This is a genomic window from Streptococcus equinus, assembly GCF_049393735.1.
Taxonomy (GTDB): domain Bacteria; phylum Bacillota; class Bacilli; order Lactobacillales; family Streptococcaceae; genus Streptococcus; species Streptococcus equinus_G.
Map to the genome: position 1 here is coordinate 852,731 of NZ_CP185946.1, position 21,157 is coordinate 873,887.

Consider the following 21,157-nt stretch of genomic DNA (forward strand, 5'->3'; position numbering starts at 1 on the left):
TCACCTCCAAAAATCTTTCTTAGTTTAGCATAATGTTTTCTAGTTTAAAAAGCAATTATTTAATGATGATAAAAAAACCACCTATAAAAGGTGGCTCGTTAGTTATAATGAAAAATTAGTTTTTCTTTTTCATTTCGCCGTGTGGGTAGTAAGTACCTTCAGGCATATCGTTGATGAAAACGTGGATAGCTTCTTTTGGAGCTTTAGCGATACGTGAAACAACTTCAGTTACTTCGCGAGCAAGTTCAACTTTTTGTTCTTGAGTACGACCTTCGAATAAATCGATTTTTACGAATGGCATAAGAATCTCCTTTAAAATAAATTAACACTACAATTTTAGCACATTTAGCAGTAAAATTCAGTGTTTATCAGGAAAATAAGGAATGTTTTTTTATTCTATTTAAAAAGTTTTAAAATATCAGATAAGCTAAATGTTGTTTTATGATAAACCTTATTGTAGGCTGCTTTTTTAGGATTTTTAATCCAGCCAGATCCTTTTTTGCCATATCCTGGAATAATAGCCTTTTTGGCTTGCCTTTTCCATTTAGCAGTAGTGCGAGCTTTCAAGCTCTTTTTTAAACTTGGTTTTCTAAATCCGATTTTCATGATTTAAACTCTCCTAGCTGATTTCTTTTTCAATTTTGATGTCATAGAAAACTTCTAATTATTGTCTCCTGCATATAGAGCAATAAATATTGCTAGCATTGCAACGATTACAATTGGTTTCATTTTTTCCTCTTCTTAATTAGATAATTATTTACATGATATACGATACTTCAAACTTCTTTTTCCGTCAATAAGTTTTGAAAATTTGTATACACATTCTCGTAATACAATTGTGATTCTTTTAATGAAATGTTATCTAATTTACATGGGTGCTATGCTATAATATAACCAAGCTTTAACAACTTAACCGCAGGATGGGTGACGTTTTGTCGCTCTTTAATGCGTTAGGTATTTTTTTGTGTTGGTTACTGATTTTTTATGAGTAATAAGGGCTAGTAGTGTGTTGCTACTAGCTTTTTTTGTGCTTTCAAATGTTACTCGTGTCGCGTTTATTAAGCAGATACTTTTTGAATTGCTGGTTACCTGGTTTAATCCACGGTGATTTTATGGTAAAATAGTAAAATATTAGTAGAAGGTAGGATTGTCACTTTTGGCTCAACTCTATTATAAGTATGGAACCATGAATTCTGGTAAAACCATCGAAATTTTAAAAGTAGCTCATAACTATGAAGAACAAGGAAAACCTGTTGTTATCATGACATCAGCTCTTGATACACGTGACGGGTATGGTATTGTTTCAAGTCGTATCGGTATGCGTCGTGAAGCTATTGCAATTACAAATGAGATGGATGTTTTTGAATACGTCAAAGCTTTGCCAGAAAAACCTTATTGTGTTTTGATTGATGAATGTCAGTTTTTAACGAAAAAGCACGTTTATGAATTGGCACGTGTTGTTGATGAATTGGAAGTCCCAGTAATGGCTTTTGGGTTAAAAAATGATTTTCAGAATGAATTATTCGAAGGTTCAAAATATCTACTTTTATTAGCAGATAAAATTGATGAAATTAAAACTATTTGCCAATTTTGTTCTAAAAAGGCAACTATGGTATTGCGAACTGAAAATGGAAAACCTGTTTACGAAGGTGACCAGATTCAAATCGGTGGAAATGAAACTTACATTCCAGTGTGTCGCAAGCACTATTTTAAACCAATGATTTCAAACGAAGATTAAGAAATTAAACGTATTTTAAAGAGAGGATAATCAAAAAAAGATGAACATTTATGATCAGCTACAAGCGGTTGAAGACCGTTATGAAGAATTGGGAGAATTGCTAAGTGACCCAGATGTCGTTAGTGACACAAAACGCTTCATGGCTTTGTCTAAAGAAGAAGCAAGCACACGTGAAACTGTAGCCGTTTACCGTGAATACAAAAAAGTTCTTCAAAACATTGAAGATGCCGAAGAAATGATTAAAGATGCTGGTGGTGATCCAGAACTTGAAGAAATGGCAAAAGAAGAGCTTAAAGAATCTAAAGCAGCAAAAGAAGAGTACGAAGAAAAACTAAAAATCCTTCTATTGCCAAAAGATCCTAATGATGATAAAAACATCATCTTGGAAATTCGCGGTGCCGCTGGTGGTGATGAAGCTGCTCTATTTGCTGGAGACCTTCTTCAAATGTATCAAAAATATGCTGAAAGCCAAGGTTGGAAATTTGACGTCATGGAAGCTTCTTACAATGGTGTCGGAGGTATCAAAGAAGTTGTTGTTATGGTTTCAGGTCAGTCAGTTTACTCTAAATTGAAATATGAATCAGGTGCTCACCGTGTTCAACGTGTCCCTGTAACTGAAAGCCAAGGTCGTGTTCACACATCAACAGCTACTGTCCTTGTTATGCCTGAAGTAGAAGAAGTTGAATACGAAATCGATCCAAAAGATTTGCGTGTAGATATTTACCACGCATCTGGTGCTGGTGGACAAAACGTCAACAAAGTTGCGACTGCCGTTCGTATGGTCCACATTCCAACTGGTATCAAAGTTGAAATGCAAGAAGAACGTACACAACAAAAGAACCGCGATAAAGCCATGAAAGTTATCCGTGCGCGTGTTGCTGACCACTTTGCTCAAATCGCTCAAGATGAACAAGATGCAGAACGTAAATCAACAGTCGGAACTGGTGATCGTTCAGAACGTATCCGTACATATAACTTCCCACAAAACCGTGTGACTGACCACCGTATTGGCTTGACATTACAAAAACTTGACAGCATTTTGTCTGGTAAACTAGACGAAGTTATCGATGCGCTTATTTTGTTTGATCAAACTAAGAAACTAGAAGAGTTGAATAAATAATGAATTACGCTGAAACAATCAGCCAATTGGAAAAACAATTACAAGAAATTGGTGAGGATCCAGAAAATTTGGCTTACGTTTTTCGTGAGCTAAAGGGCTGGAGTCTGCTCGATTTCATCTTGCATCAAAATAAAGAAGTTTCTGCTCAAGATCAAGCTCTGATAGACGACATCATGAGCCAGTTAAAAGAGCATCGTTCGCCTCAGTACATCACTGGAAAAGCTTATTTTCGTGACTTAGAACTCGCTGTTGATGAGCGTGTTTTGATTCCGCGACCTGAGACAGAAGAGCTAGTTGATTTGGTTTTGAAGGAAAATAGCAAAGCTGACTTGCAGATTTTAGATATTGGTACGGGTAGCGGAGCAATTGCGATTTCACTTAAGTCTGCGCGTCCTGATTGGCACGTGACAGCATCAGATATCTCACCAGAAGCTCTGCAATTGGCAAAAGAAAACAGTGAGAAAAATCAAGCACCCCTTGATTTTATTGAGTCAGATGTTTTTAATCAGATTTCAGGAAAATTTGATGTAATTATCTCAAACCCTCCTTACATCGCTTATGATGACGAGGATGAGGTTGGTGTCAATGTTCTTGCTTCTGAACCACATTTGGCGCTTTTTGCGGATGAAGATGGTTTTGCGATTTATCGTCGTATTATCGAAGGTGCAAGTAGTCACTTGACTGAGAATGGAAAACTTTATTTTGAAATTGGATACAAGCAGGGAGATGGTATGCGTCGTTTGTTAGCGCAGCATTTTCCTGAAAAACGTGTCCGTGTTTTACAAGATATATTTGGTAAAGATAGAATGGTCGTGATGGATAATGGCTAATTTGGAAGAAATTCTTCAGTCAGGTGGGGCAGTGATTCTGCCGACAGAGACTGTTTATGGATTATTTGCTCAGGCGATGAATGAGGGGGCGGTAGATCATGTTTACCAACTCAAGCGTCGTCCAAAGGAAAAAGCCATGAATTTAAACGTGGCAGATTACGAAACCATCTTGGAGTTTTCGAAAAATCAACCTAGCTATTTAAAAAAACTATACAAAACTTTTTTACCTGGTCCGCTGACGATTATCTTACAAGCAAATGACCGTGTGCCAGCTTGGATCAATTCTGGCTTATCAACAATTGGTTTTAGAATTCCAAAACATCCACAGACTCTAGAATTGATTAAAAAGACAGGTCCACTGATTGGTCCGTCAGCTAATATTTCTGGACAAGAAAGTGGAAAAATATTTGCTGATATTAAAAAGCAATTTGGTAATAATGTAACAGGGATTTCTGACGATGCGGCGCTTACAGGTGTTGATTCGACGATTCTTGATTTATCTGGTGAGTCTGCTCGTATTCTTCGTCAAGGTGCTATCACTAAGGAAGAACTTCTAGCTTGTGTGCCAGATTTGACTTTTGTAGATTAGATATTTTTGGATAATTCTTCATTTACTGTTTCGGCTTTTACAGACTTTAAAGAGTGATTTTTACGATTTAAGGAATGTGACGTGATCTTATCAAAAGGAGATAAGGATATGATTTTTGACAAGGAAAACTACGAAGCATTTGACCCAGAACTTTGGGCGGCAATTTCTGCTGAAGAAGTTCGTCAACAAAATAATATTGAGCTAATTGCCTCAGAAAATGTTGTCTCTAAAGCTGTTATGGCAGCACAAGGAAGTTTACTAACAAATAAATACGCTGAAGGTTACCCTGGTAAACGCTACTATGGAGGAACCGACTGCGTGGATGTTGTCGAAAATTTGGCTATCGAACGCGCAAAGCAACTATTTGGAGCTAAATTTGCTAATGTTCAACCGCACTCAGGAAGTCAAGCTAATGCCGCTGCTTATATGGCTTTAATCCAACCAGGTGATACTGTGATGGGGATGGATTTAGCAGCAGGTGGACATTTGACACACGGTGCTGCTGTGAGCTTTTCAGGAAAAACGTATCATTTTGTCTCTTACACAGTTGATCCTGTCACAGAATGTATTGACTATGATAAGTTAGCTGAGCAAGCAAAAGAAGTGAAGCCAAAACTTATCGTTGCAGGCGCGTCAGCTTATTCACGTATCATTGATTTCAAACGTTTCCGCGAAATCGCAGATAGTGTCGGTGCGTACTTGATGGTTGATATGGCACACATTGCTGGTTTAGTTGCAGCAGGTCTTCATCCAAGTCCAGTTCCTTATGCGCATGTCACAACGACAACTACTCACAAGACTCTTCGAGGTCCTCGTGGCGGTTTGATTCTGACAAATGACGAAGCTATCGCTAAAAAAATTAATTCCGCTGTCTTTCCAGGACTTCAAGGGGGTCCGTTGATGCATGTCATTGCAGGGAAGGCTATCGCTTTGAAAGAGGCCCTAGACCCAGCATTTAAAGAATATGGCAAACATGTGATAAAAAATGCTGCAGCTATGGCTGAAGTGTTTGCAAACCACTCTGATTTTCGTGTCATTTCAGGTGGAACAGATAACCATGTCTTTCTTGTAGATGTGACAAAAGTAGTTGAAAATGGGAAATTAGCCCAAAATATCCTTGAGTCTGTAAATATCACACTTAATAAGAATTCAATTCCATTTGAAACACTTTCTCCATTTAAAACTTCTGGTATCCGTATCGGGACACCGGCTATCACAAGCCGTGGTATGGGAGAAAAAGAATCACGAGCTATCGCTGAGTTGATTGTTAAAACTCTTGAAAATTATCAAAATGAAACTATTTTAGAGGAGGTTCGTCGTGAGGTTAAAGCATTGACTGATGCTTTCCCACTTTATTAACGAACAGCTGAGCCTAACTTTTAGGCTCGCTCGCAAATAACCATGATTGATTTATATATAAAACGTATCGTTATCCATCAATTTACTCCGAATGATACTGAGCTAATTTTGTCAGATCAGTTATTGACAATTACACCTCGTATTGATGAGTATTTTCGTAAAAAATTAAGCAAAGTTTTTTCTGATGAAGCTAAACGTGGAACTTTTTCAGAAGACAATGTCTTTCTTAGTTATTTGAGTGATGATTTGATGGAATCATCAGTTAAGATTGCACAGCTTTGGAAAGAAGAATTTGTTATTTCTGATAACCAAAAGACAAATGATTTGGTTTTTATCCAATTTGATAAAGACGGTGTTGAACATTTTGCTTTTCTTCGTGTGGCATTGAGAGAGAACTTTACTCACATTTCAAGTGATAGCGAAAGTCCAATCAAAGTGACACAAAATAATTTTCCATCAGCAGCGCAAACACCTGATGAAGCTTTAGTCATTAATCGTAGCAATCACAATTATTATCTGATTGAAAAACGTATTAAGCATAATGGAAACTTTGCTAATTATTTTTCAGAGAATCTGTTGCAAGTTCAACCAGAGCAATCCGTCAAAAAATCGATTAAGATGGTTGAACAAACCGCACAAAAAATCGCTGAAAACTTCCAGCAAGATGACTTTGCTTTTCAATCTAAAATGAAAGCAGCCATTTACAAAAATCTGGAAGAAGAGCAAGAATTGTCACCTGAAAAATTGGCTGATCAGCTTTTCGACAATAATTTAACGGCTCGTTTGACTTTTGTCGATGAATTGAAAGAAAGTATTCCAGAGCCTATTCAGGTATCGGATATCGACCATTCACGTCAGACAAAAAAATTAGAGAACCAGAAACTTTCTCTGTCAAATGGGATTCAGTTGATTGTTCCTAATAATGTTTATGAGGATGCCGAATCGGTAGAGTTCATTCAAAATCCAAATGGAACTTATTCCATCTTGATAAAAAACATAGAGGATATTCAAAATAAATAATGTTTAAGTTCTTAAAACGTCTGATTGTCCTTGCTTTTGTTCTTTTCTGTGGCTACCAAGTTTATGTCACACACGAAAATGTCAAAAACGTTTTGCAGTACAAAAGCATGGTTAAAGAGATTTTAGATGACAATGACACAACAGCAAATGTCGAGCTGGTTTTAGCTATGATTTATACGGAAACTAAAGGAAATGATGGTGACGTGATGCAATCAAGCGAAAGCTCTGATGGGGTTGTCAATTCCATTTCTGATAGTAAAACCAGCATTCGTCAAGGTGTCACTGTTCTTTCGGAAAATCTTTCCCTGGCTGATGAGGCAGGAGTTGATGTTTGGACTGCTGTTCAGGCATACAACTTTGGAACATCATACATTGATTATGTTGCAAAACATGGTAGTAAAAATACAATTGCTTTAGCTAAAACTTACTCGCGCGAAGTAGTAGCCCCAAGTCTTGGTAATACGACTGGTGAATCTTATTTTTACTATCATCCACTTGCGTTGATTTCAGGCGGACAATTATATCGAAATGGTGGGAATATCTACTACTCGCGTGAAGTTCATTTTAATCTTTACTTGATTGAATTAATGAGCTTATTCTAACTAGTAAGGTTTAGAGATAGAAGTATGAGAGAATTAAGTCGTTATTTTAAAGGGTACCTTAAGGAGACAATCCTAGGTCCCCTTTTCAAATTGTTTGAAGCATCTTTAGAACTATTAGTCCCAATTATTATTGCAAGGATTGTTGATACAATCATTCCAAGTGAGAATAAAGGCAGTCTTGTTTTGATGATTGGACTTTTGTTCTTGTTTGCGATTATTGGTGTCATTGTTGCACTTACTGCACAATATTTTTCTTCAAAGGCCGCAGTTGGCTACACTCGTCAACTGATAAAGGATTTGTTCAAAAAAATCATGGGCTTGAGTAAAGAAGACCGAGATAAGTTGACAACATCAAGTTTGGTGACGCGTCTAACTAGTGATACCTATCAGATTCAAACTGGAATTAATCAGTTCTTGCGTTTGTTTTTACGAGCACCGATTATTGTTTTTGGTGCTATCGTTATGGCATTTAACATCAGTCCAAAGATGACCATTGACTTTTTAGTTATGGTTGTGATTTTGTTTGCTATTGTTTTTGCCATGTCACATCTATTGAATCCAATTTATGCTAAGATTCGTCAGGCAACGGATAAAATTGTTAATATGACTCGCCAACAATTAGAAGGTGTTCGCGTCATTCGTGCCTTTGGTCAAGTTGATAAAGAGGAAAAAGAATTTGCTGTTGCCAACCAAGATTATACAGATTTGCAGTTAAAAGCAGGGCGTCTATCAAGTCTAGTAACGCCGCTAACCTATCTTGTTGTTAATAGCACGCTTATCCTAGTTATCTGGCAAGGAAATCTTCAAATTGGAAAAGGTTTGTTATCTCAAGGGATGTTAATTGCCCTGGTTAATTATCTTTTACAAATTCTGACAGAGTTGCTTAAGATGACGATGCTTGTGACATCTTTGAATCAATCGTTCATCAGTGCAAAACGTATTACTGAAGTTTTTGAGAAAGAGTCTGAAGATTTAGCGATGGATTTAGAGCGAGTGTCATCTGATTATGCGGTTTGTGTTGATGATATGAGTTTTACTTACCCAACAGCAGCAGAGCCATCATTGTCACATATTGATTTTAAATTAAATCCTGGTGACTTTTTAGGCGTTATCGGTGGAACAGGTTCAGGGAAATCTACCTTGGTTGATTTACTTGTACACCTTTATACACCACAAGCTGGTAGCTTAGCTATTTTCCAAAATCATAAATCTCCTAAAACACTTGGTCAGTGGCGTTCTTGGGTTAATGTCGTGCCGCAAAAAGCAGAGCTTTTCCAAGGAACAATTCGTTCTAACTTGATGTTAGGAATCACTCGTGAAGTCAGTGATGATGAGCTTTGGCGTGCTTTGGATATTGCGCAAGCGAGTGATTTTGTTTCAGAAAAAGAAGGGCAGTTGGATGCAGTGGTTGAAGCTTTTGGGCGCAATTTTTCTGGCGGGCAGCGTCAACGTTTGACGATTGCGCGTGCTTTGGTTCAAAAAGCTCCACTATTGATTTTAGATGACTCAACTTCAGCACTTGATTATTTGACAGAAGCAAAGCTGTTGTCTGCTATTCATGAAAACCTCAGTGATGTGACGCTTATTTTGATTTCACAACGTACTAATAGTCTAAAAGCAGCTGATAACATTTTGCTTTTAGATAAAGGACAACAACTTGGTTTTGCAAGTCATGAAGAATTGTTAGCTGACAACGATGTTTATCGAGCAATTCACTATTCGCAACACCAAAAAGAGGAGGTCTAGAGCATGAAAGCAAGAAATCAATCAACTACAACTCGTCGCTTGTTTAAAGACCTCTTTTCTCAAAAAGGACTTGTTATTGGAGCAACGCTTGGTACGATTGCCCAAGTCGCATTGACTGTTTACCTTCCTGTTTTGATTGGTAACGCAGTCGATGTCGTTCTTTCTCCAAAATCACTGACTTTGATTTTACCAATCATCTTGAAAATGATTATCGTTGTCGCGCTTAATACCTTAATTCAATGGCTTAATCCTTTGATTTACAATCGTTTAACCTTTGGTTACATTTACGGTTTGCGCCAAAGAGTGATGGAAAAATTAAATCAAATGCCGATTGCTTACCTTGATAAGAAAAGCTCTGGAGATTTGGTTAGTCGTGTGACGACTGATGCAGAGCAATTAAGTAATGGTCTTTTGATGGTCTTCAATCAGTTTTTCATTGGTGTTTTGACCATTATCATTACCATTATTACGATGGCTGATATTGATCTTCTGATGCTTGGTTTGGTATTGGTTTTAACACCACTTTCTCTTTTCTTGGCACGATTTATTGCTAATAAGAGTTATCACCTTTACCAAAAGCAAACCAAATCTCGTGGTCGTCAGACACAATATATCGAAGAGATGATTCGTCAAGAGAGCTTATTGCATGTCTTTAACGCACAAGAAGCAGCGATTGATACTTTCACTGAAATCAATGATACCTACGCAGATTATTCACAAGGTGCAATTTTCTACTCATCAACCGTCAATCCTTCAACGCGTTTTATCAATAGCTTGATTTATGCGTTGCTTGCAGGAGTGGGAGCGTTGCGCATCATGTCAGGTGCCTTTACGGTTGGTCAGTTAACAACATTTTTAAACTATGTTAACCAATATACTAAACCTTTCAATGATATTTCATCAGTCTTGTCAGAATTACAAGGAGCTATCGCCTGTGCAGATCGGCTGTATGCTATTTTGGACGAAGAAAATGAGCCACTTCCAGTGACCGCACAGCTTGATGAGGACAAGATTCAAGGACAAATTGAATTTAAAGACGTGTCATTTGGTTACACTCCTCAGAAAACATTGATTAATCACTTGAGTTTGTCTATTCCAGCAGCTTCAAAAGTGGCTATTGTAGGTCCGACAGGAGCAGGAAAATCAACGTTGATTAATCTCTTGATGCGTTTTTATGAAGTAAATAGTGGAGCCATTTATTTGGATGGTGTATCGATGGCTGATTATTCTGTTGAGGAACTTCGCAAGCAAATTGGTATGGTTCTGCAGGAGACTTGGCTAAAAGTTGGAACAATCCATGACAATATTGCTTATGGTAATCCTCAAGCAACACGAGAAGAAGTTATCCAAGCAGCAAAAGCAGCTAACGCAGATTTCTTCATCCGTCAATTACCAAATGGCTATGACACATATCTTGCTGATGCTGGAGCTTCACTATCTCAAGGACAACGTCAGCTTTTGACGATTGCACGTATTTTTGTGAAATTACCAAAAATTTTGATACTTGATGAAGCAACGTCATCTATTGATACACGTACAGAAGTGCTAGTTCAAGAAGCCTTCGAAAAATTGATGCAAGGCCGTACAAGCTTTATCATTGCTCACCGCTTATCAACTATCCAATCAGCTGACTGTATTCTAGTTATGGTTGATGGAGATATTGTTGAACATGGCACACACGCAGAATTAATGGCAAAACAAGGTGTCTACTATCAAATGCAAACAGCACAAGCTGGATGATCTAATACATAAAAATAATTATGTAAAAACGATTAGATTTAAAGTCTAATCGTTTTTTTGTTTTATAAGATTTTATTGATCTTGTGGAATATAAGCAGAGACAGATTCTGCGCCAACTGGAAAACTGCCGTAACCTTCTTCGTCGATAGTGATAGTAGCAGTTTGATTTCCGAGATAATCTGTAAAAGTTTTTCCTGCCCATTTTTTGCCAACAAACATTCGTTTTGCTGTAGAATGAGCGTTGTTGATTAAAACAGCAAGAGAAGTAGGATGCTCTTCATTTCCAAGATAAGTCCAACCAACACAATTTGGATTGTCAAAATAGTTCATTTCTTTACCATAAACAGCCGTTTGTCTTAAGAAAAGTAATTTATCAATATCATCTTGAAAGTTTTGTTTCGCAAATTCACCTGAAATGCCGTAGTAGTCACCGTAGAAGATGCATGGAAGACCAGTTTGGCGAAGTAAGATGAGAGCGTAAGCTGCAGGCTTAAACCATTCTTCAATTGTAGATTCAAGTGCTTGCCCTCGTTGGGTATCATGATTGTCAACGAAAGTAACAGCAGAGTTAGGCTGATTTTTCACCAAAGTATGATTAAAAATTTGTCGCAAGTCGTAATAAGCTTTTTCTTTGCTTGCTTCAAAAAGATTTTGGTGGAGTCGAACGTCGATTAGGTCAAAGCGGTGTCCAGTCGTTGCGAGGTAGTCATTGTTAATTTTTTCATCACCATTCCAGAATTCGCCAAAAACATAAAAGTCTTTACCGTATTTTTCCTTCATATCGCGGATGAAATTGCTCATAAAGAATGAATCGATGTGTTTGATAGCATCCAAGCGAAAACCACAAACCCCTGTTGTTTTGACGAACCATTCTGCCCAGTCATAGATATTTTTGATAACTTCTGGGTGTTTAAAATCAAGGTCAGCATACATAAGATAGTCGTAATTGCCATTTTCGCCATCAACCAAATCTTGATTTGCCCAGCCTTTGTTGTCACCCTGAATTTGGAAAATACCGTTTTTACCAGTTTTTACATCATAATCCGTTCCAGTAAAGTGGTACCAATGCCATTCAAAATCATTGTAAGCTTTATGTCGACCATCAAAAGTGAAGTTTGTCCAGCCTTCAATGTCAAAAGGTTTACTGATGATTTTTGTACGGTCATCGGGGGCAACTTCGACAACGGAAAAAGTTTCAGTATGGTCAGCAGCAGCTTTGTGATTTAAGACAACATCAGCTAAAGGCGCAATATGATTTTCTTTTAAAGCAGAAATTGCATGTAGATAGTCAGCTTTTGTTCCGTATTTTGTTCGGATAGTCCCTTTTTGGTCAAATTCACCGAGGTCAAAAAGGTCATAGACGCCATAACCAACGTCGCCATCATGCGTAGCCTTAAACGCTGGGGGCATCCAAATTTTTGTGATACCTTTTTGAGCAAGTGTAGGAGCATCAGCCGCTAATCGCTTCCAGTGTTTACCGTCGTTTGGCAGATACCATTCAAAGTATTGCATTAAAGTTTCATTTGTCATTAAAAACACCTCAAAAGGAAAGTTCTTTCTATCATTTTACCAAAAAAAGGAAATTATGCAAACGTTTGCGCCACAAAAAAATAAAATAAGCCTGAGATTTTTCTCAGACTTTTACATAATATGTAAAAACCATTCACCACCATAAAAAAGAAGTAGAATGTGGCCAATGATTGAAATAGGTTTGCAGATGACAATGATTTTTGAAAATGTTTTGAGTGACATATTACTCAAAGCTGCTAACATGACAAGTAAATCTGCTGGCGCAAAAGGCAATGTCATACCAATAATAAAGATTACTGTAAATGACTTATGTTGTTCGATTAAATCTTCGTATTTTTTTAGTGTGCTTTCTTTAATAAAGAGAAGACAGAAGCGTTTGCCGTACCAACGAGTGAGTAAGAATAAGATTGTTGATCCTAGGATAATACCAATGCAACTTGTTAAAACACCAATTACGGGGTGGAATGTCATAACGGCAAGCATCATGGTCAAGCTAGCAGGAACAATAGGGACGACGACTTGCATCATCTGAAAAACAGTAAAGAAAATTGCGCCCCAAACTTTGTCTTGACCGATAAGCATTTGTATTTTTTCTTGGTTAGTCAAATAGCCGTGCTGATAAAGCCAGAAAATACAGACACATGATATGATAAAAATAGCTGCTGACAAAATATGAATTAGCTTTTGAATAAGTTTATAATGTTGAAACAGAAAGCGCCATCTCCAATCTATTTTTCATGATATTATTGTAAAACTTTTTCTAAAGATATGCTAATGATTTTTTCAAAATAGGTCTTAAGACGGATGAAGATGAAAATGAAAAATCATATAATATAATCATCCTAAAAACTTTTCATATAACTCCTAAGCAAGTGGTTTTCCCGGTCACTTGCTTTTTGTGCTTTAAATTTTAATAAGATGCCTAAAATCTACTGCCAAATGTGTAAATTTATGCTACAATTAAAGTGAATACTGTTAGCCAAAGGGGCTGACGTTAATAGAAAGGGTAATAATGACTGACAATTCTACTTTGAACGATGTTCAAAAAATCATTGTTCTTGACTATGGTAGCCAGTACAACCAATTGATTGCTCGTCGTATTCGTGAGTTCGGTGTCTTCTCAGAATTACGAAGCCACAAAATCACAGCAGACGAAGTTCGTGAAATCAACCCAATTGGTATCGTACTTTCAGGTGGTCCAAATTCAGTTTATGCTGATAATGCTTTTGGCATTGACGAAGAAATTTTTGAATTGGGTATTCCAATTCTTGGTATCTGCTATGGTATGCAATTGTTGACTGATAAACTCGGTGGTAAAGTTGTCCCTGCTGGACAAACTGGTCACAGTGAGTATGGCCAATCAACACTTCGCTTGAAAGCAAAATCAGAACTTTTTGCTGAAACACCAGAAGAGCAAACTGTTTTGATGAGCCACGGTGACGCCGTTACTGAAATTCCTGCAGGCTTCCACTTGGTTGGGGACTCTGCCGATTGCCCTTACGCAGCAATTGAAAATACTGAGAAAAACATCTACGGTATCCAATTCCACCCAGAAGTTCGCCACTCAGTATATGGTAACGATATTTTACGTAACTTTGCTTTCCGAATCTGTGGTGCTAAAGGCGATTGGTCAATGGATAACTTCATTGATTTGCAAATTAATGAAATCCGTCAAAAAGTTGGTGACCGTAAAGTTCTTCTTGGACTTTCAGGTGGTGTTGACTCATCAGTTGTAGGTGTTCTTTTGCAACGCGCTATCGGTGATCAATTGACATGTATCTTTGTTGACCACGGTCTTCTTCGTAAAGGAGAAGGTGACCAAGTTATGAACATGCTTGGTGGTAAATTCGGTTTGAACATCATTCGTGTTGATGCTTCAAAACGTTTCTTAGACCTTCTTGCTGGCGTTGATGATCCAGAGAAAAAACGTAAAATCATCGGTAATGAATTTGTCAGTGTATTTGACGACGAAGCAAGCAAACTTAAAGGTGTTGACTTCTTAGCACAAGGTACTCTTTACACAGACGTTATCGAATCAGGTACTGATACAGCACAAACAATCAAATCACACCACAACGTTGGTGGTCTTCCAGAAGACATGCAATTTGAATTGATTGAACCACTTAACACACTTTTCAAAGACGAAGTTCGTGCTCTTGGTACAGCTCTTGGTATGCCAGATGAAATCGTTTGGCGCCAACCATTCCCAGGACCAGGTCTTGCTATCCGTGTTATGGGTGAAATCACAGCAGAACGTCTTGAAACTGTTCGTGAATCTGATGCTATTCTTCGTGAAGAAATTGCTAAAGCAGGTCTTGACCGTGATATCTGGCAATACTTCACAGTTAACACAGGTGTTCGTTCAGTTGGTGTTATGGGTGACGGACGTACTTACGATTACACAATCGCTATCCGTGCTATCACATCAATTGACGGTATGACTGCAGACTTTGCTCGCATCCCATGGGATGTCCTTCAAAAAATCTCAGTACGTATCGTAAATGAAGTTGACCACGTTAACCGCATCGTCTACGATATTACAAGTAAACCACCAGCAACGGTTGAGTGGGAGTAGTACTAGATTTTTAGCGACAAAGTCGCAATAAAAATCTTTAGTGCTACCCCTGCGATAGCTGTCTCAGAGCAAGGAGCGGAAGCGACGATGTGATGAGGTAACAGCGAACCGCTGGAGATAAAGAAAGCTAGTCAGATTAGACTAGCTTTTTTAGTTTAAAAATCCAAGTACACGAGAACTGATGCATTACCCCTGCAATAGTGGCCTAAGAGCGAGGAGTGAAAAAGACGGAACGATTAGCTAGCCACGAACTGCAGGAGGTTTAAATGATAAAAGCATTTAGAAGTAAAACTTCTAGGTGGTTTTTATGTTTTTCACTGCATAAAATTTTCTTGTATGATATAATGTTTTAACGATTTTGTACTTTTTATTTTCGCTTTTTAAAGGAGTGGTGAGATGGAACTGTGGGATGCTTATGATGCGCATTTGAATATTATTGATGGTCAAACTTTGATTCGTGGGGAGAAGATTCCAAATGGAATTTATCATTTGGTTAGTGAGATTATCGTTAGACATCAAGATGGAACATTTCTGCTGACACAAAGGGATGATCGGAAAAATTTTGGTGGCATGTGGGAAGCAACTGCAGGTGGTTCAGCTCTTCAAGGCGAGAGTCCTCTGGATTGTGCAAAGCGAGAATTGTATGAAGAAACAGGTATTTCATCAGATGATTTTATTGAAGTCGGTCGAATTTTACATAAAGACTATCAGACTTATTATGTTGAGTATCTATGTCTAACAGACATTGATAAGAATGATATTGTTTTACAAGATGGGGAAACATCAGCTTTCAAATGGGCTACTTCAGATGAATTACGTCAGATGTCTAGAGACGAATTAACCACGCAACGAATACAAAATTTTATTGAGGATTTGCGCTAAAACTTTATCACATGGAGAAAAGATGAGAATACGAAAAACAGAAGAAAAAGATTTAGTACGTCTTATGGAATTGTATGCCAGTGCGAGAGAATTTATGGCTAAAAATGGAAATCCCAATCAGTGGGGGCCTACGAATTGGCCACCGAAAGATTTAATCTGTGATGACATAAAAAATGGTAGAAGTTACGTTTGTGTAAACGATGGGGGACGAGTTGTAGGAACTTTTGTTTACGTTTATGGAGAAGACATTGAACCAACTTATCAGGTCATTTCAGATGGGCAGTGGATTGGAGAGAACAGGTACGGCGTCATTCACCGATTAGCTGGGGATAGTTCAGAAAAAGGTATCGGTACTTTTTGTATTAATTGGGCACTTAATCAAAGTGGGCATCTTCGTATTGATACACATCAAGATAATGTTATCATGCAAAGACTTTTGCAGAAATTAGGATTTTCATATTGTGGTACTATCTATGTAGAAGAGGATGATTATCCACGCTTAGCCTACGAAAAAATTATTTAATAAGCAAGCTGGCTCTTTAGCTGGCTTTTTTATTAGATAAATTCCGCACCACTTATCACGTCATTTTTACCTCTTATCCCAAACTATTGCGAATTAATGTTGAGTATGGTTTACTATAATCAAAAGGAGGGTTAGGGGATTGAAAATTACTATTGATGTGGATGATTCTTTGGAGCAGGATTACATAACCATTCATTGTAAAGAATTGACAGATGATATATTAGAGCTTCAAAAAAGCTTGATTGGCAAATCGTCGAGCGATTTACGCATTTCAGCGTTTCAAGATGATGTTGAGCATTTTTTGGAGCTTAGAGCAATCATTTTTATGGAATCTGATGGCAATTATATCCTGATTCATACAGAAAAGGATATTTACAGAACCAGGCGAAAACTTTATGAGCTAGAAGAGCTTCTTCCGCGGGATTTTATCAGAGTTTCACGTTCGACTATTGTAAATACAATACGTATTTCTGGTATAAAGAAAAACATTACGGGAGCAAGTGAAATCTCATTTGGAAATTCTAATAAAAAGGCTTACGCTTCAAGAAATTATATTAAATTGCTTATTGAAATTATGGATGAAAAGAGGTTAAAGAGATGAAAAAATACAGAATTAATTCAGTTATCACAGGGCTTTTATTAATCACCTTTGCAGTAATGTTGTTGCTTAATAAAATGGGACTCTTTACAGAATTTCCAGTGATGAAGTACACGATGAAACTTATTTTAACTGCCGTAATGCTTTATATTATGGTATTTAGTGGTTTTCTTAAAAAGAATTTTTTAGGTGTGACAGTCCCTCTTGGAATTATTGCTTGCTTGTTCTCTGATTGGCTTGGTACTAGCATGGTTTCACCGTTTATCATTATTTTGGTCTCAGTTTTGATAGGGATTGGCTTATCGTTGGTTTTTGGCTTTGGTAAGCAATCAAGTGTTAGGCATTATTTTGGAGGTAAATACGCTTCAAGTACTAAAGAGTATTCGGATGTTGACGGGACTTTTAGCATAGAAAATAGTCTTGCTGAAAGAACGGCTTATATGTCTGTTAACGACTTAAGATATGGTGAAATTGAAAATGGTTTAGGTAGTTTAACAGTTTATCTTAATGGAACAACACTGGACTCAGAAGGTGCAACTATTGATATCGATAATGGCTTAGGTAGACTTCAACTTTATGTACCAAAAGAATTTAGAGTTGTGCAAAATATTGACAACGGTCTTGGTAGTGTTAATACACATGGAACGTCATCAACGGACGCCAACTCACCATTATTGAAACTTGATATCGATAACGGTTTAGGAACAGTTGATATTTATTTTGAGTAAAAGATGAGAGCTCTGAAGAATTTCTTTGGGGCTTTTTGATTTTCTCTTGAAATGCTTTTTTGGGTGACGTATAATAAAAATGTTTTGAAAATTTAATGAAATACTAAAAAATAGAAAGAGTCGTGATGGAAAATAATCGTGAAAATGTTAAATTAGGTTTCGTTTGGTTGTCTTTTATCATTTATTTGGCCTTGTTTTGGCTTGGTAGTGTCATACTAGAACAAAAACAACTTGTTTGGTTACTTTTAGAAATTTATGTTTTAGGGATTGATGCTTTTATTCTTTATAAGTATCGTTTCCCAAAACAAAATAGTTTGCTAGTGGCTGTGGTTCTAAGCGGGATTTACGCAGTGTCAGAAATAATTCATTTGAATCCCTTGTCAATTTTTAATATTGGTCTTGTCTTTTTATCGATTTGCGCAGTGAATGTCACTTTTGAACGATTTCCAAATAGCGCTTTGAAATGGTTTAAAGAATTTTCAAAAAATGGTATTTTAAAAAGTATTAGTATTGGAATACTATTTGGCTTAATCTGGGGTGCTATCAATTATTTATTGATGGTAAGTAGTAATCAACTTCAGCCTGCAAATGTTTTAAAAGCATTTGTGTTGTCGCTGAGTCCGGCGATAATTGAAGAAATTGCCTATCGTACGGTTTTCTATGCTTTCTGCTTAATCGAGCTTTGTGGTCGAGTACAGACAAAATGGCAGACATTTACGATTTATGTGATGATGACTATTCCACATATTTTGCCGCACACTGTGGATTGTTTTAAAAATGGTTTCTTGTCTGGTTTGATTGAGTGGGTGATAACGACAATTTTATATTTGTTAGTCTTTGGTCTTGTTTTTGCGATGCTGCAGAGAAAGCGTGATATTAGTTCAGCAATGATTGCACATGGGGCAGTTGATTTTATGAGATTTTGTTTGTTCGGTTTACCGTTTTAGCTTAAGGAGATTTTTATGTATTTTCATGAATTTGGTGATTCTTCACAACCTAAAATTATTCTTTTGGCACCGATGATGATTTCTGGAGAGAACCTTTATCATCTTGTAAAACCTTATCTTAAGGGTGAGTATTGTATTATTGCACCTGATCAAGGTGGTCACGGACAAGCTGGAAAATACATCAGTGTCGATGATGAATACAGGCAGTTGAAAGCTTACTTGGAAGAAAAAAAGTATTTTAATATCAAATTGGTTTATGGTGCTTCGCTGGGCGTAGCGCTTGGATGGCGTCTTTTCATGGATAAGTCTTTTAATGTTGAGCACGCTTGGTTCGATGGAGTAGCTTTGAAGAAAAATGCTTGGTTGACAGAAGTTTTCACGCGCGTGCTTTTTAGAATTAAAAAGAGAATGCTCCAAAAATCAAAAGAATCTGCCTCACAAAGTCTCGTTAAGTGGTACGGCAAGGATTTAGCAGAATTAATGACTAAAAATTTTGAGAGAATATCGCATCAAGAAATCGATGCAATCTGCCATGCTTGTTGCCACTACGATTTGCATGTTTTGACAGATGAACAACAAGCAAAACTTCATTTGGAGTATGGCGAAAAAGATTTTGATTTAGGTATTTCGAAAAAAGCTTTTAAAAAATATTTGCCAAAAGTTGATGTGATTATCCGAGAAGGGTATCCTCATTGTGGTTATTTTTCAGCTAATACTAAGGCTTACATCGAAGAGTTAGAAGCATTTATGAGCAATTAAATCATGCTATAATGATACTGTAAGAATAACTGTAAAAAAGGAGTTGTCAGATGTCAAAAAAACTCTTTATTCAAGCTATTGCGAAATTTTTATTAGGATTTTTACTGGTCTTTTTACTCTTATTTTTGCCTGCTGGAACCTTAAAGTATTGGAATGCTTGGCTTTTGTTAGCGATTCTTTTTATTCCGATGTTCTTGGCAGGGCTTGTCATGATGATTTTTAGTCCAGAATTGCTTAAAAAGCGTCTTAATGCTAAAGAAAGTGAGAAAGAGCAGCAGCAGGTAATTAAGTTCAGCGCGTTGATGTTTATAGCGGCTTTCTTGTCAGCTGGCTTTAGTTTTCGTTTTCATTGGCTACGCTTATCACCTAGTATCAGTTATATTGCAGCAGTTATTTTTCTGTTAGCTTATTGCATGTATGCTGAGGTTTTGCGTGAAAATACTTATCTTGCTCGGACAATCGGCGTAGAAGAAGGGCAGAAGGTGATTGATACAGGTTTGTATGGTGTGATTCGCCACCCAATGTATACGGCAACTCTATTTTTATTTTTATCAATGGGATTAGTTTTAGGGTCATGGCTTTCTTTTATCGTTTTACTTTGCTACCTTCCGCTAATCATCAAGCGCATTCGCAATGAAGAAACAGTGCTAGAAAAAGATTTAGATGGCTATTTGGCGTATGAGAAAAAAGTTCCGTACAGATTGTTTCCATTTATTTGGTAAGTCATTTCTTTTGAAATGGCTTTTTTAATAACCAAAAGTCGTTTGATTAATCAAAGTAAGACTTTGCAAAGCTGCAAATTCCGAATGATAATTGAATTTTTCTGAAATTTTCTTGAAAATATCCAAAAATTACTTTTCACAATTCAAAAAATGGAGTAATATAGTTACTGTTCTATTTTTATGGGAAAGGGATACAACATGGAAAACAATTTAGGAAAATGCTTTAAACTTTTAAGGGAGTCAAAAGGTTTATCGCAAAAGGAAATAGCCGGGGAAGTTATTTCGATTGCACAATTGTCGCGCTTTGAGCGTGGTGTAAGCAACATAAACGCTGATACACTTTATCACTGCTTAGAGAATATGAATGTCTCTATTGCCGAATTTCAGTGCGTTTGTCGCAATTACTCACAAAATCAAAAACTCCTTTTTCAAGACGAGGTAGCTAAAGCCTATCTTGAAAAAAATATACTGACTTTGAAACATTATTTGGTTAAATGTCATCAGCTAGAAGCAATTTTTCCAAGTCAAAAATTTTATAAACTCAATACGATTATTGTCAGAGCGCTGATTTATCAATGTAATCAACAAGAAAAGGTTGCTAAAAAAGATGTCCAATTTTTGGTTGATTATCTGTTTTCTGTTGATGAATGGGGGCGTTATGAACTATGGCTATTCACTTACGGCGCTTCTTTGATGACTAACAGTATGGTGGAAACTTTTGCTTGCGAGATGATTAGCAGAACGCAGTTTTATCAAGAAATCCCAGAAAATCGACATTTGGTGAACCAAATGTTATTCAATATCATTAACGTTTGTATTGAAAGAAGTCACTTTTCACTGGCTTTCAAGCTGTTAAATTACGCTGATAATTTAAAACAGAATGAAACAGATTTATTCATGCGAAATGCCATAAAATATTGTCGTGGTTATTACTTGTTCAAAACTGGTAATTTATCAGGTTTGCAGGTCATGGAAAAATGCGCTGAAGTCATGATTTTTTTGGATTGCCACAGCATTGCTCAGCAAATGCTAGATAGAATTTCACAATTAAAACCAGAAACATCACATATGCAAAAAGAATTAACCCATTTATAATTTTGAGTAAACTAATAGCTGTAATCTTTTTATGGAATTTATTTAGGAGGATTT

At 36.9% G+C, this 21,157-nt stretch carries 22 protein-coding genes; 18 read left to right on the forward strand and 4 right to left on the reverse strand.

What is annotated here, in order from left to right; genetic code table 11:
• Window positions 1-115 precede the first annotated feature (115 nt).
• Window positions 116-301 (reverse strand): 4-oxalocrotonate tautomerase, encoded by a 186-nt coding sequence (locus tag ACNTMY_RS04285; RefSeq protein ID WP_002888803.1) that lies wholly within the window; start codon window positions 299-301, stop codon window positions 116-118.
• 95 nt (window positions 302-396) lie between these two features.
• The gene (locus ACNTMY_RS04290) at window positions 397-606 is read right to left on the reverse strand and encodes a hypothetical protein (protein ID WP_423216775.1); all 210 of its coding nucleotides are present in this window, start codon (window positions 604-606) and stop codon (window positions 397-399) included.
• A gap of 550 nt (window positions 607-1,156) precedes the next feature.
• Here ACNTMY_RS04290 and ACNTMY_RS04295 point away from each other — a divergent pair.
• The 9 genes from ACNTMY_RS04295 (at window position 1,157) to ACNTMY_RS04335 (ending at window position 10,744) form a co-directional block, all read left to right on the forward strand.
• On the forward strand, window positions 1,157-1,738 hold the full coding sequence (locus ACNTMY_RS04295; RefSeq protein WP_039698428.1) for a thymidine kinase: 582 nt from the start codon (window positions 1,157-1,159) through the stop codon (window positions 1,736-1,738).
• 40 nt (window positions 1,739-1,778) lie between these two features.
• A complete protein-coding gene (prfA, locus tag ACNTMY_RS04300) occupies window positions 1,779-2,858 on the forward strand; it encodes a peptide chain release factor 1 (RefSeq protein ID WP_039698280.1) in 1,080 nt (359 codons plus the stop codon).
• Window positions 2,858-3,688 carry a peptide chain release factor N(5)-glutamine methyltransferase gene (prmC, locus tag ACNTMY_RS04305; protein ID WP_423216776.1) on the forward strand — a complete coding sequence of 277 codons (831 nt, stop codon included), beginning with the start codon at window positions 2,858-2,860 and terminating at the stop codon, window positions 3,686-3,688. The genes prfA and prmC overlap by 1 nt, the downstream gene beginning before the upstream one ends.
• Window positions 3,681-4,277 carry an L-threonylcarbamoyladenylate synthase gene (locus tag ACNTMY_RS04310; RefSeq protein ID WP_423216777.1) on the forward strand — a complete coding sequence of 199 codons (597 nt, stop codon included), beginning with the start codon at window positions 3,681-3,683 and terminating at the stop codon, window positions 4,275-4,277. Before prmC ends, ACNTMY_RS04310 begins: the two co-directional genes overlap by 8 nt.
• Window positions 4,278-4,385: 108 nt before the next feature.
• Window positions 4,386-5,636, forward strand: coding sequence for a serine hydroxymethyltransferase (gene glyA, locus ACNTMY_RS04315; protein WP_423216778.1), 1,251 nt, complete (start codon window positions 4,386-4,388; stop codon window positions 5,634-5,636).
• Between the two features lie 42 nt (window positions 5,637-5,678).
• Entirely contained in the window at window positions 5,679-6,656 is a 978-nt protein-coding gene (locus ACNTMY_RS04320) for a nucleoid-associated protein (protein WP_423216779.1), read from the forward strand.
• Window positions 6,656-7,258, forward strand: a complete 603-nt coding sequence (locus ACNTMY_RS04325) for a lysozyme family protein (protein ID WP_074639139.1) — start codon at window positions 6,656-6,658, stop codon at window positions 7,256-7,258. The genes ACNTMY_RS04320 and ACNTMY_RS04325 overlap by 1 nt, the downstream gene beginning before the upstream one ends.
• Before the next feature lie 24 nt (window positions 7,259-7,282).
• Entirely contained in the window at window positions 7,283-9,004 is a 1,722-nt protein-coding gene (locus ACNTMY_RS04330) for an ABC transporter ATP-binding protein (RefSeq protein ID WP_423216780.1), read from the forward strand.
• Window positions 9,005-9,007: 3 nt separating this feature from the next.
• Window positions 9,008-10,744 carry an ABC transporter ATP-binding protein gene (locus tag ACNTMY_RS04335; protein ID WP_423216781.1) on the forward strand — a complete coding sequence of 579 codons (1,737 nt, stop codon included), beginning with the start codon at window positions 9,008-9,010 and terminating at the stop codon, window positions 10,742-10,744.
• Between the two features lie 72 nt (window positions 10,745-10,816).
• Here ACNTMY_RS04335 and ACNTMY_RS04340 read toward each other — a convergent pair whose 3' ends face one another.
• On the reverse strand, window positions 10,817-12,274 hold the full coding sequence (locus ACNTMY_RS04340) for an alpha-amylase (protein ID WP_423216782.1): 1,458 nt from the start codon (window positions 12,272-12,274) through the stop codon (window positions 10,817-10,819).
• 111 nt (window positions 12,275-12,385) lie between these two features.
• The gene (locus ACNTMY_RS04345; protein WP_423216783.1) at window positions 12,386-12,880 is read right to left on the reverse strand and encodes a TVP38/TMEM64 family protein; all 495 of its coding nucleotides are present in this window, start codon (window positions 12,878-12,880) and stop codon (window positions 12,386-12,388) included.
• Between the two features lie 406 nt (window positions 12,881-13,286).
• On the opposite strand from ACNTMY_RS04345, the gene guaA reads away from it, so the two are divergent.
• From guaA to ACNTMY_RS04390, 9 genes are all read left to right on the forward strand, one after another.
• Entirely contained in the window at window positions 13,287-14,849 is a 1,563-nt protein-coding gene (gene guaA, locus ACNTMY_RS04350; protein ID WP_024344141.1) for a glutamine-hydrolyzing GMP synthase, read from the forward strand.
• A gap of 396 nt (window positions 14,850-15,245) precedes the next feature.
• Complete coding sequence (locus ACNTMY_RS04355) at window positions 15,246-15,731, forward strand: NUDIX hydrolase (protein WP_423215495.1); 486 nt, start codon at window positions 15,246-15,248, stop codon at window positions 15,729-15,731.
• Between the two features lie 22 nt (window positions 15,732-15,753).
• The gene (locus ACNTMY_RS04360; protein ID WP_423216784.1) at window positions 15,754-16,254 is read left to right on the forward strand and encodes a GNAT family N-acetyltransferase; all 501 of its coding nucleotides are present in this window, start codon (window positions 15,754-15,756) and stop codon (window positions 16,252-16,254) included.
• Window positions 16,255-16,393: 139 nt separating this feature from the next.
• Window positions 16,394-16,855: a LytTR family DNA-binding domain-containing protein gene (locus tag ACNTMY_RS04365; RefSeq protein WP_420544021.1), complete on the forward strand. Its 462-nt coding sequence runs from the start codon at window positions 16,394-16,396 to the stop codon at window positions 16,853-16,855.
• Window positions 16,852-17,580, forward strand: a complete 729-nt coding sequence (locus ACNTMY_RS04370) for a hypothetical protein (protein ID WP_423216785.1) — start codon at window positions 16,852-16,854, stop codon at window positions 17,578-17,580. Before ACNTMY_RS04365 ends, ACNTMY_RS04370 begins: the two co-directional genes overlap by 4 nt.
• 125 nt (window positions 17,581-17,705) lie before the next feature.
• Complete coding sequence (locus tag ACNTMY_RS04375; RefSeq protein ID WP_423216786.1) at window positions 17,706-18,527, forward strand: type II CAAX prenyl endopeptidase Rce1 family protein; 822 nt, start codon at window positions 17,706-17,708, stop codon at window positions 18,525-18,527.
• Between the two features lie 15 nt (window positions 18,528-18,542).
• Entirely contained in the window at window positions 18,543-19,286 is a 744-nt protein-coding gene (locus tag ACNTMY_RS04380; RefSeq protein WP_423216787.1) for an alpha/beta fold hydrolase, read from the forward strand.
• Between the two features lie 50 nt (window positions 19,287-19,336).
• A complete protein-coding gene (locus tag ACNTMY_RS04385; protein WP_423216788.1) occupies window positions 19,337-20,008 on the forward strand; it encodes a methyltransferase family protein in 672 nt (223 codons plus the stop codon).
• Window positions 20,009-20,206: 198 nt separating this feature from the next.
• Entirely contained in the window at window positions 20,207-21,103 is an 897-nt protein-coding gene (locus ACNTMY_RS04390) for a helix-turn-helix domain-containing protein (RefSeq protein WP_423216789.1), read from the forward strand.
• Window positions 21,104-21,157 lie beyond the last annotated feature (54 nt).

Excerpts from the sequence above, each read along its gene's own strand:
- ACNTMY_RS04335 (WP_423216781.1), top strand. The coding sequence starts at position 9,008 with ATGAAAGCAAGAAATCAATCAACTACAACTCGTCGCTTGTTTAAAGAC.
- ACNTMY_RS04385 (WP_423216788.1), top strand. The coding sequence starts at position 19,337 with ATGTCAAAAAAACTCTTTATTCAAGCTATTGCGAAATTTTTATTAGGA.
- ACNTMY_RS04325 (WP_074639139.1), top strand. The coding sequence starts at position 6,656 with ATGTTTAAGTTCTTAAAACGTCTGATTGTCCTTGCTTTTGTTCTTTTC.
- ACNTMY_RS04330 (WP_423216780.1), top strand. The coding sequence starts at position 7,283 with ATGAGAGAATTAAGTCGTTATTTTAAAGGGTACCTTAAGGAGACAATC.
- prfA (WP_039698280.1), top strand. The coding sequence starts at position 1,779 with ATGAACATTTATGATCAGCTACAAGCGGTTGAAGACCGTTATGAAGAA.
- ACNTMY_RS04380 (WP_423216787.1), top strand. The coding sequence starts at position 18,543 with ATGTATTTTCATGAATTTGGTGATTCTTCACAACCTAAAATTATTCTT.
- ACNTMY_RS04390 (WP_423216789.1), top strand. The coding sequence starts at position 20,207 with ATGGAAAACAATTTAGGAAAATGCTTTAAACTTTTAAGGGAGTCAAAA.
- prmC (WP_423216776.1), top strand. The coding sequence starts at position 2,858 with ATGAATTACGCTGAAACAATCAGCCAATTGGAAAAACAATTACAAGAA.
- ACNTMY_RS04375 (WP_423216786.1), top strand. The coding sequence starts at position 17,706 with ATGGAAAATAATCGTGAAAATGTTAAATTAGGTTTCGTTTGGTTGTCT.
- ACNTMY_RS04320 (WP_423216779.1), top strand. The coding sequence starts at position 5,679 with ATGATTGATTTATATATAAAACGTATCGTTATCCATCAATTTACTCCG.
- ACNTMY_RS04340 (WP_423216782.1), bottom strand. The coding sequence starts at position 12,274 with ATGACAAATGAAACTTTAATGCAATACTTTGAATGGTATCTGCCAAAC.
- ACNTMY_RS04355 (WP_423215495.1), top strand. The coding sequence starts at position 15,246 with ATGGAACTGTGGGATGCTTATGATGCGCATTTGAATATTATTGATGGT.
- ACNTMY_RS04370 (WP_423216785.1), top strand. The coding sequence starts at position 16,852 with ATGAAAAAATACAGAATTAATTCAGTTATCACAGGGCTTTTATTAATC.
- ACNTMY_RS04360 (WP_423216784.1), top strand. The coding sequence starts at position 15,754 with ATGAGAATACGAAAAACAGAAGAAAAAGATTTAGTACGTCTTATGGAA.
- ACNTMY_RS04310 (WP_423216777.1), top strand. The coding sequence starts at position 3,681 with ATGGCTAATTTGGAAGAAATTCTTCAGTCAGGTGGGGCAGTGATTCTG.
- ACNTMY_RS04285 (WP_002888803.1), bottom strand. The coding sequence starts at position 301 with ATGCCATTCGTAAAAATCGATTTATTCGAAGGTCGTACTCAAGAACAA.
- ACNTMY_RS04290 (WP_423216775.1), bottom strand. The coding sequence starts at position 606 with ATGAAAATCGGATTTAGAAAACCAAGTTTAAAAAAGAGCTTGAAAGCT.
- glyA (WP_423216778.1), top strand. The coding sequence starts at position 4,386 with ATGATTTTTGACAAGGAAAACTACGAAGCATTTGACCCAGAACTTTGG.
- guaA (WP_024344141.1), top strand. The coding sequence starts at position 13,287 with ATGACTGACAATTCTACTTTGAACGATGTTCAAAAAATCATTGTTCTT.